This is a genomic window from Streptomyces sp. NPDC058295, from assembly GCF_042880655.1.
Lineage (GTDB): Bacteria > Actinomycetota > Actinomycetes > Streptomycetales > Streptomycetaceae > Streptomyces > Streptomyces coriariae.
The window spans coordinates 1-9,199 of sequence record NZ_JBHVYO010000101.1 but is presented as its reverse complement, the minus strand read 5'-3'; the positions used below and the strand labels follow the sequence as shown (position 1 = coordinate 9,199).

Annotated in this window: 10 protein-coding genes; 7 read left to right on the top strand and 3 right to left on the bottom strand. The window is 73.9% G+C overall.

The window, feature by feature from the left end; all coding sequences use genetic code 11:
- Positions 1-131 precede the first annotated feature (131 nt).
- A complete protein-coding gene (locus ACFVYS_RS43555) occupies positions 132-1,079 on the bottom strand; it encodes a sigma-70 family RNA polymerase sigma factor (protein WP_389511416.1) in 948 nt (315 codons plus the stop codon).
- A gap of 336 nt (positions 1,080-1,415) precedes the next feature.
- Here ACFVYS_RS43555 and ACFVYS_RS43550 point away from each other — a divergent pair, with 336 nt between their 5' ends.
- From ACFVYS_RS43550 to ACFVYS_RS43525, 6 genes are all read left to right on the top strand, one after another.
- The gene (locus ACFVYS_RS43550) at positions 1,416-2,249 is read left to right on the top strand and encodes a M55 family metallopeptidase (protein ID WP_389511414.1); all 834 of its coding nucleotides are present in this window, start codon (positions 1,416-1,418) and stop codon (positions 2,247-2,249) included.
- 68 nt (positions 2,250-2,317) lie between these two features.
- A complete protein-coding gene (locus ACFVYS_RS43545) occupies positions 2,318-3,622 on the top strand; it encodes a M20/M25/M40 family metallo-hydrolase (protein ID WP_389511412.1) in 1,305 nt (434 codons plus the stop codon).
- A 15-nt stretch (positions 3,623-3,637) separates the two neighbouring features.
- A complete protein-coding gene (locus ACFVYS_RS43540) occupies positions 3,638-5,866 on the top strand; it encodes a S9 family peptidase (protein ID WP_389511410.1) in 2,229 nt (742 codons plus the stop codon).
- Entirely contained in the window at positions 5,863-6,786 is a 924-nt protein-coding gene (locus ACFVYS_RS43535) for an LD-carboxypeptidase (protein WP_389511408.1), read from the top strand. The genes ACFVYS_RS43540 and ACFVYS_RS43535 overlap by 4 nt, the downstream gene beginning before the upstream one ends.
- A gap of 71 nt (positions 6,787-6,857) precedes the next feature.
- Complete coding sequence (locus ACFVYS_RS43530; protein ID WP_389511406.1) at positions 6,858-7,106, top strand: lipopolysaccharide assembly protein LapA domain-containing protein; 249 nt, start codon at positions 6,858-6,860, stop codon at positions 7,104-7,106.
- A 20-nt stretch (positions 7,107-7,126) separates the two neighbouring features.
- On the top strand, positions 7,127-7,678 hold the full coding sequence (locus ACFVYS_RS43525) for a GNAT family N-acetyltransferase (RefSeq protein WP_389511404.1): 552 nt from the start codon (positions 7,127-7,129) through the stop codon (positions 7,676-7,678).
- On the opposite strand, the gene ACFVYS_RS43520 is transcribed toward ACFVYS_RS43525, so the two are convergent.
- Both ACFVYS_RS43520 and ACFVYS_RS43515 read right to left on the bottom strand, forming a co-directional pair.
- Complete coding sequence (locus ACFVYS_RS43520) at positions 7,650-7,997, bottom strand: DUF6204 family protein (RefSeq protein WP_389511402.1); 348 nt, start codon at positions 7,995-7,997, stop codon at positions 7,650-7,652. The genes ACFVYS_RS43525 and ACFVYS_RS43520 overlap by 29 nt on opposite strands.
- Before the next feature lie 86 nt (positions 7,998-8,083).
- The gene (locus ACFVYS_RS43515) at positions 8,084-8,434 is read right to left on the bottom strand and encodes a VOC family protein (protein WP_020125573.1); all 351 of its coding nucleotides are present in this window, start codon (positions 8,432-8,434) and stop codon (positions 8,084-8,086) included.
- Between the two features lie 191 nt (positions 8,435-8,625).
- On the opposite strand from ACFVYS_RS43515, the gene ACFVYS_RS43510 reads away from it, so the two are divergent.
- Positions 8,626-9,126 carry a phage holin family protein gene (locus tag ACFVYS_RS43510; RefSeq protein ID WP_389511400.1) on the top strand — a complete coding sequence of 167 codons (501 nt, stop codon included), beginning with the start codon at positions 8,626-8,628 and terminating at the stop codon, positions 9,124-9,126.
- The last annotated feature ends 73 nt before the right edge of the window (positions 9,127-9,199 follow it).

The window sequence follows — 9,199 nt, the reverse complement described above, 5'->3', positions numbered from 1 at the left end:
GCGGGGCCGCCCCCCGGCGGTCCCCGGGGGTCCCCGCGCCCCGGGGGGGGCCCGGGGGGGGGGGGGGGTGCGCACCCGGGGGGGGGGCGGGGGGGGCCCCACCGGCAACGCCGGGCGGCCCCACCCGTTCGTCAGTCCTCGGCGTTCACGGGCGCGGTGTCGACGGGTCCGGCGCCCAGGGGTTCGGCCTCGGCGGTGTCGAGCACCGCCACCTCGATGTCGTCCAGCCGCTCCCGATCCGCCACCACCTCGATCCTGGTGATACCGCCCTCCGCGAGCGTGAACAGCAGGACCAGCCGCAGCCTGCCGTGCGGCGCCATCGCGAGGCCGACCCGGCCGTCGAGCAGCGCGAGGCCGGTGAACCGGGCCCGGCCGGTCGCCGCCATCGCGCCCTCGGCCACGGGGCGGGCGCCGCTGACGGTGAGGGGCTCCGGCGTCGGGACGACGAAGCGGTCGGCGGTGAGTACCACGTCCGGGTGCAGCAGGGCGAGCAGCGCCTCGAAGTCGCCGCCCCTGGTGGCGGCCAGGAACGCGTCGGCGACCTGTCGTTGCCGGGCCCGGTCGGCGACGGCCGGGGAAGCGCCGCCCCTGACGCGACGGCGGGCCCGGCTGGCCAGTTGCCGTGTCGTGGCCGGAGTCCGCTCGATCATCGGGGCGATGGTGTCGAACGGTACGGCGAACAGGTCGTGCAGCACGAACGCCAGCCGCTCGGCCGGGGCGAGCGTGTCCAGCACGACCAGCAGCGCCACCCCGACCGAGTCGGCGAGCAGCGCCTCCTCCTCGGGGTCGCCGCCCTCCGCCGTCCCGACGGCGGGCTCGCTCACCTGGGCGTCCAGCGACACCTCGGGGCGTGTCCTGCGGGAGCGGAGCATGTTCAGGCACACCCGGCCCACGACCGTGGTGAGCCACCCGCTGAGGTTCTCCACATCACCTACGTCCGCCCGGGCCGCCCTGAGCCATGTCTCCTGGACGGCGTCCTCCGCCTCGCCGAGCGAGCCGAGCATGCGGTAGGCGACGGAGCGCAGACGATGCCGGTCGGCCTCGAAGCGTTCCGGTGGCAGGGCGGTGTACGTGGTCATGGACGGGTCCCCGTTCGTGTCACTGAGGTGCGGGTGTGCGTGCCCAGATCACCACACGTCCGGGGTCGGCCGCACCCACGTCTCCTCGCGAACGGGCGCCCCCGGGCGTTCGGTTGTGCGGCGGTCCGGCCGACAGAGCCGGCGTGCCGGGTGGCCCGTCGGTGCCCCTCTGCCGCTGCCGCCCTCCGCGGGCTCGGGCTCGGGCTCGGGCACGGGGGTGGCGGCCGGAGGCGGTGGCCGCAGTGGGGGAAGCTCCCGTGCGAGGGGAGTCGCTGCCCGGAAAACCGGGGCGCGGCCCGATAGGCTCGGGATTCCTTGAGAGGACGGGGGCCGGACGTGAAGATCCTCATCAGCGCCGACATGGAGGGCGCCACGGGCGTCACCTGGCCGGCCGACGTACTGCCCGGGGCGCCGGAGTGGGAGCGGTGCCGGTCGATGTTCACCTCGGACGTCAACGCCGCCGTGCTCGGCTTCTTCGACGGAGGGGCGGACGAGGTCCTGATCAACGAGGCCCACTCGACCATGCGCAACCTGCTCCTCGAGCAACTCGACGACCGGGCGGAGATGCTCACCGGACGGCACAAGTCCCTCTCCATGGTGGAGGGCGTCCAGCACGGGGACGTCGACGGCATCGCCTTCCTCGGCTACCACGCGGGCGCCGGCATGGAGGGCGTCCTCGCCCACACCTACCTGGCCAACTCCCTCACCGGCGTCTGGCTGAACGACGTACGGGCCAGCGAGGGGCTGCTCAACGCGCACGTGGTCGCCGAGTACGGGGTGCCGGTCGTCCTCGTCACCGGTGACGACGTGGCCTGCGAGGACGCGCTCGGGTACGCGCCCGAGGCGTTGAAGGTCGCGGTCAAGGACCACGTCTCCCGGTACGCGGCCGTGTGCCGCACCCCGGCCCGCACGGCCGCCGACATCCGGGCGGCCGCGAAGGAGGCGACCCGGCTGGCGGTCTGTCAGGAACCGGTGCACAGCGGGCCGTTCGCGATCGCCGTGGAGTTCGACGCCGAGCACCTCGCGATGGCGGCCACCGTCGTGCCCGGCGTCGCCCGTGTCGGCGAGCGGAAGATCGCGTACACCAGCGGCACCATGTACGAGGGCATCCGCACCTTCAAGGCGGTCACCACGATCGTCTCGGCCGCGATCGAGGAGCAGTATGGCTGAGGAGCAGCGTCCGGGGGACGGGCGGGAGCGGTGGCAGCGGCCGGGGCGGCGGCGGAGGCGGGAGCGGCATGGCTGACGCGCAGGCGCGGGACGAGGTCGTCCGGTTCACCTCCGAACTCATCCGCATCGACACCACCAACCGCGGCGGCGGCGACTGCCGGGAACGGCCCGCCGCCGAGTACGCCGCCGCGCTGCTCGCCGAGGCGGGCATCGAGCCGGCGCTCCTCGAACGCACCCCGGGGCGGACCAACGTCGTCGGGCGGATCGAGGGCACCGACCCGGCCGCGGACGCGCTGCTCGTCCACGGACACCTGGACGTGGTCCCCGCGGAGGCCGCCGACTGGAGCGTCCACCCCTTCTCCGGGGAGGTGCGGGACGGGGTCGTGTGGGGGCGCGGCGCCGTCGACATGAAGAACATGGACGCGATGATCCTGGCCGTGCTGCGGTCCTGGGCCCGGCAGGGCGTCCGGCCCCGGCGCGACCTCGTCGTCGCCTTCACCGCCGACGAGGAGGCCAGCGCCGAGGACGGCTCCGGGTTCCTCGCCGACCGGCATCCGGGACTCTTCGAGGGCTGCACCGAGGCCATCGGCGAATCCGGGGCGTTCACCTTCCACGACGGCGCCGGGCGCGAGCTCTACCCCATCGCGGCGGGCGAGCGCGGCACCGGCTGGCTGAAGCTCACCGCACGCGGGCGCGCCGGACACGGCTCCAAGGTCAACCGGGAGAACGCGGTGACCCGCCTGGCCGCCGCCGTCACGCGCATCGGCGAGCACGAATGGCCCCTGCGGCTCACCCCGACCGTCCGTGCCGCCCTCACCGAACTCGCCGCGCTGTACGGCGTCGACGCCGACCTCCACGACGTCGACGCCCTGCTGGCGAAGCTCGGCCCGGCGGCCGCCCTGGTGGAGGCGACCGTCCGCAACAGCGCCAACCCGACCATGCTGGGCGCCGGTTACAAGATCAACGTGATCCCCGGGGAGGCCGTCGCCTACGTCGACGGCCGCTATCTCCCGGGCGGCGAGGACGAGTTCCGTGCGACGCTCGACCGACTCACCGGTCCCGACGTCGACTGGGAGTTCCACCACCGCGAAGTCGCCCTCCAGGCAGCTGTGGACGCCCCGCTCTACGCCCGTATGCGGGCCGCCGTCGAGGAGTTCGCGCCCGAGGGGCACGTGGTGCCGTACTGCATGTCCGGCGGCACGGACGCCAAGCAGTTCTCGCGGCTCGGCATCACCGGCTACGGCTTCGCACCGCTGAAGCTCCCGGAGGGCTTCGACTACCAGGCCCTCTTCCACGGTGTCGACGAACGGGTTCCGGTGGAGGCGCTGCACTTCGGCGTCCGGGTACTCGACCGGTTCCTGCGAACGGCCTAGGCGAACGGGGAGAATGTGCAGGTCCTTCCGTACGGTTCCTGGCCCTCGCCCATCGACGCGACCCTCGCGGCCACGCACGACGGGCGCCCCGAGTACGTCGGCTTCGTCGGCGACGAGGTGTGGTGGACCGCGCCCCGGCCGGCCGAGCACGGTCGCCGCACCCTCGTCCGGCGTCGGCCCGGCGGCACGGAGGAGTCCCTCCTGCCCGCTCCCTGGAACGTCCGCAGCCGGGTCGTCGAGTACGGCGGACAGCCGTGGGCCGGTGCCGTGCTCGACGGGCGGCTCCTGGTGGTGTTCGTGCACTTCGCCGACCAACGGCTGTACGTGTACGAGCCCGGGTCCGGGCCTGCGTCGGGGGGTGGGCCACGCCCGCTCACTCCCGTCTCGTCCGTGGGTGGCGGACTGCGCTGGGTGGAGCCGCAGTTGCTGCTGGAGCGGGGCGAAGTGTGGTGCGTGCTGGAGGAGTTCACGGGCGAGGGGCCGACCGACGTACGTCGGCTGCTGGCCGCGGTGCCGCTGGACGGCTCGGCCGCCGACGACCGCGCCGCCGTGCGCGAACTCACCGACGACCGGCGCCGGTTCGTCACCGGGGCCCGCCTGTCGTCCGACGGACGCCGGGCCGCCTGGCTGGCCTGGGACCATCCCTTGATGCCATGGGAGGGCACGGAGGTGGTCGTCGCCGACGTCAGGGGTGACGGCACCCTGAGCGGCGCCCGGGTGGTGGCCGGCGGGCCGGGGGAGTCGATCGCGCAGGTCGACTGGATGCCGTCGACGGGATACGCGCGACAGCCGCAGGACGACGGTCGACGGTCCGCGGCGGACGGCGGACGGTCGGCAGTCGTCGGAGAACCGTCGACGACCGACGGAAGACAGTCGACGACCGACGGAGGACAGTCGACGACCGGCGGAGGACGGTCGACGGACGACCGAAGGAAGTCGACGGACGACGGAGGACAGTCGACGATCGACGGGCGACGGTCCGCACGCGACGAAGGACAGTCGGCGTACGACGGTCGGCAGTCCACAGAAGACTGTCTACTGTATACAAGCGACCGTAGCGGCTGGTGGAACCTGTACCGCGACCACCAGCCCGTCTGCCCCCGCGAGGAGGAGTTCGGCGGAGCCCTGTGGAAGCTCGGGCAGCGCTGGTTCGCGCCGCTGGAGAGCGGGCTCGTCGCGGTCGTGCACGGCCGGGGGGCCGCCGTGCTCGGGATCCTCGACCCGGAGACCGGGGAGGTGGTCGACGCGGCCGGACCGTGGACGGAGTTCGCGCCCACCCTCGCGGTGCAGGGGGAACGCGTCGTCGGCGTCGCGGCCAGTCCGCGCAGCGCGTACGAGGTGGTGGAGCTGGACGCCAGGACCGGCCGGGCCCGGGTGGTCGGAGCCGCGCACGACGACGCGGTGGACCCGGCCTACTACCCCGAGCCCCGGATCCGTACGTTCAACGGACCCGACGGCCGTGACATCCACGCGCACGTCTACCCGCCCCACCACCCCGGACAGGTCGCGCCCGGCCGCGAACTGCCGCCCTACGTCGTGTGGGCGCACGGCGGGCCCACCGATCGCGCCCCGCTCGTCCTGGATCTGGAGATCGCCTACTTCACCTCCCGGGGCATCGGGGTCGTCGAGGTCGACTACGGCGGCTCCACCGGGTACGGGCGGGAGTACCGGGAGCGGCTGCGCGAGCAGTGGGGCGTGGTCGACGTCGAGGACTGCGCGGCCGTCGCCCTGGCGCTCGCCGACGAGGGCACCGCCGACCGCCGGCGGCTGGCCGTCCGGGGCGGCAGCGCGGGCGGCTGGACCGCCGCGGTCTCACTGGCCGGCACCGACGTCTACGCCTGCGGCACGATCCGCTACCCCGTGCTGGACCTGGTGGGCTGGGCGACGGGCGGGACCCACGACTTCGAGTCGCGCTACCCGGACAGTCTCGTCGGACCCCTCGCGCAGGTGCCCGCCCGGTACGCGGAACGTTCGCCGATCGAGCACGCCGACCGGATCACCGTGCCGTTCCTGCTCCTCCAGGGGCTGGACGACGTGATCTGCCCGCCCGCCCAGTGCGAGCGGTTCCTGGCCCGGCTGGCCGGGCGGCCGGTGCCGCACGCGTACCTGGCGTTCGAGGGGGAGGGGCACGGCTTCCGCCGGGCGGCCACGATGGTGCGCGCCCTGGAGGCCGAGCTGTCGCTGTACGCTCAGGCGTTCGGGCTGTGCCCGCCCGGAATCCCCAGGTTGGAGCTTGTGCGGTGAAGGAACTCGTACGGCCGTCCCGGCTCGCCCCCGGAGCCCGGGTCGCGGTCGTCGCGCCCAGCGGGCCGGTGGCGGAGGAGCGACTGGAGGCCGGCCTCGACCTGTTGCGCGGCTGGGACCTCGACCCGGTGGTCGCCCCTCATGTGCTGGACCGGCACGACCGGTTGCCGCACCTCGCGGGCACCGACGCCGACCGGGCGGCCGACCTCCAGCAGGCCTGGTGCGACCCGGGCGTCGACGCCGTGCTGTGCGCACGCGGCGGCTACGGCGCGCAGCGGATCGTCGACCTGCTCGACTGGGAGGCGATGCGGGCGGCCGGACCGAAGGTGTTCGTCGGCTTCAGCGACAGCACCACCCTGCACGAGGCGTTCGCCCTCCGCCTCGGCCTGGTCACGCTGTACGGGCCCGCGGCCGCGGGCATCGACTTCATCAAGAGTGCCCGGGGGCAGGAGCACCTCAGGGCCACCCTGTTCGCCCCGGAGACCGTCCGCACGCTCGCCTCCACCGGTACGGCCATCGCTCCGGGCCGGGCGCGGGGCGTCACCCTGGGCGGCTGTCTGGCGCTGCTGGCCACCGGCTACGGCACCCCGCACACCCGGGCCGGTGCCCGTGGTGGGCTGCTGCTGATCGAGGACGTCGGGGAGCGGCCGTACAGCGTCGACCGGGCCCTCACCCAACTCCTGCGCACCGGCTGGCTGGACGGCGTCGCGGGTGTCGCGCTCGGCTCCTGGGAGAGCTGCGGCCCCTACGAGGAGCTGCGCCCGGTCCTCGTGGACCGGCTCGGCGGCCTTGGCGTCCCCGTCGTCGAGGAGCTCGGGTTCGGTCACCGCGAGGGCGCGCTCACCGTGCCCTTCGGCGTGCCCGCCGTGCTCGACGCCGACGAGGGCACACTGACCCTCGACACCCCCGCGCTGCGCTGAGCTCCCGGGCCGGCTCACCCGGGGGCGCGCCTCACCGTGCGTGAGCGCGGCACAGGGATCACGCTGGACCCATGAGCCCGAAGACCCCGAAAGCGTCCCGGAGCGGTGGCAGGAACGAGGCGCTGACGCCGGGCCGGATCGTCGTCCTGGCGCTCGCCGTCCTCACCCTGATCTTCATCTTCCAGAACACCCAGCCCACGAAGATCCGGCTGCTGGTCCCCGAGGTGACGGTGCCGCTGTGGACTGCGCTCCTGGCGATGTGGGTCATCGGCGTCCTGTGCGGCGTCTCCTTCGCCTATTTCAGGAAACGGCGCAAGTGACCTCGTCGTAGGCTGTCCCGATGCCGCACACCGCATCCCGCTACCTCGCCGAGGGCCCCCGCGTGGGCATACGCCACTTCACCCACGAGGACGGGCCGGAGTTCACCGCCCGCGCGCGGGAGAGCAAGGATCTGCACCACCCGTGGCTGTTCCCGCCGGCCACCTCCTCGGCCTACACGGCCTACGCGGGCCGGCTGATCGAGGACCCGTCGAAGGCCGGCTTTCTCGTGTGCACCCTGGAGGACGGGGCGGTCGCCGGGTTCGTCAACATCAACAACATCGTCGAGGGCGGCTTCCAGTGCGGCGCGCTGGGCTACGGCGCCTTCGCGCACGCGGCCGGGCGCGGGCTGATGCGCGAGGCGCTCGACCTGGTGGTGGGCCACGCGTTCGGACCGATGCGGCTGCACCGGCTGGAGATCAACGCGCAGCCCGGCAACGTCGCCTCGATCGCCCTGGCCCGCGGCTGCGGCTTCCGCCGGGAGGGCTTCTCCCCGAAGATGATCTACATCGACGGGGAGTGGCGGGACCACGAGCGGTGGGCGATCACCGCCGAGATGCGGACTTGTAGTTGATCTTCATCGTGTCCAGGTCGGTGACCGTCGACCGCAGCCCGGTGAAGCCGTGGCCGAGCTCGCGCAGCGTCGCCTCGGCGCGCTCCTCGGCGAGCGCGCCCGCCATCTCGTCGCCGTCCGCCGCGTCCGACACCACCACGTAGCGCATCGAGAAGTGCTTCAGCGGCGACGGCTCGTACGACAGCGAGCCCTCCTCGGTGAACCGCATGCTCGTCAGGCCGTGGTCGGCGGCCTCGGCGAGGAGCCGGGTCCGGCCCTCGTCGGTGAGGCCGTCCCAGGTGCCCCGGACGATCACCCGGTAGGTGTGCTGCTCACTCACTGCCGCTCCTTCGTGCCTGCCGTCGAACGCCCGACTCTACGTCCGCGACGACCCGCCGCCCACGGAATTTCGTCGGGCCGGCCGCCTCACGACCCGCGCCGGTCGACGTACTCGTACACCGCTCCGTCCGGGTGCCGGGCGATCAGGTTGCGGCCCACCGGGGTCGGCACCGGGCCGGCGATGACGTCGGCGCCCAGCTCGGTGAGGGTCCGGTGGGCCTCCTCCACGTCCGCGACGGCGATCGTCGCGGCCACCTTGCGCAGCAGCTCCAGCTCGGCCGGAGGCCCGCTCATCAGCAGGAAGCAGCCGACCGCGGCCACTTGTACACCGCCCCGCTCGAAGCGGAGCGCGCCGGTGCCCGCCAGCCGCTCGTAGAAGGAGACCGAGGTCTCCAGATCGTCGACACAGACACGCAGTGTGGCTCCCAGAATGTCCATGCGGACGAGCCTAGTTGGGGCGGCCGCGGTGAGGTGATCCCTTCACCCGATCCCCGCCCGGGCCGTCCCCGGCATCCACCCCGGGAGCCCTCCCCGGCGGCCTCCCCGGCCCCTTTCGCGGTCCGCTACCGGCCGCTCCGGCAGGCCGGTCCGTGGAGTTAAGCGTCCATGACAGCGGGTACCCGAGGCCCATGGAGCGCATGGATCACCTGGAGCATCTGGACAAGCATCTGGTCGACGAGCTGGCGCAGGTGGCGCGCGAGACGATCCGCGAGGAGCTGCGCGAGCAGACCCGCAAGCAGCGCCGTACGGCCATGCTCTACGCGGCGTCCGGCGCCGTCGCCCTTTACGCGGGCGCGGCCGTCGCACTCGCGGTGGGACTCGCCCTCGGCATCGGACTGCCGGACTGGGCCGCGGCGCTGATCACCGCCGCCCTCCTGGGAGTCGTGGCGTACCTGCTGCGCGGCGCCGCCAGGCCGCACGCCTCGTCCCCGCCCACGGCCGGCCTCGAGGCCGCACCGGACAAGGGCCCCGGCCGGGTCATCGGCGGTACGCCGCCGGCCGGACCGCCCGGTGGTACCGGGCTGCCGTACCCGCCGATGCCGCCGACCGCGCCCGGCGCCCAGGTGCCGGGACCGGGCGGGGCACCGCGCGCCGACGACATCGATCCCGAGAGCCCGCAGCGGGCCTGACGGGCGGCAGGCGGCCGCCGAACCGACGTATCCGCCTCACGTGTTCGGCATCCGGGCGGCCCCGCGGCACACG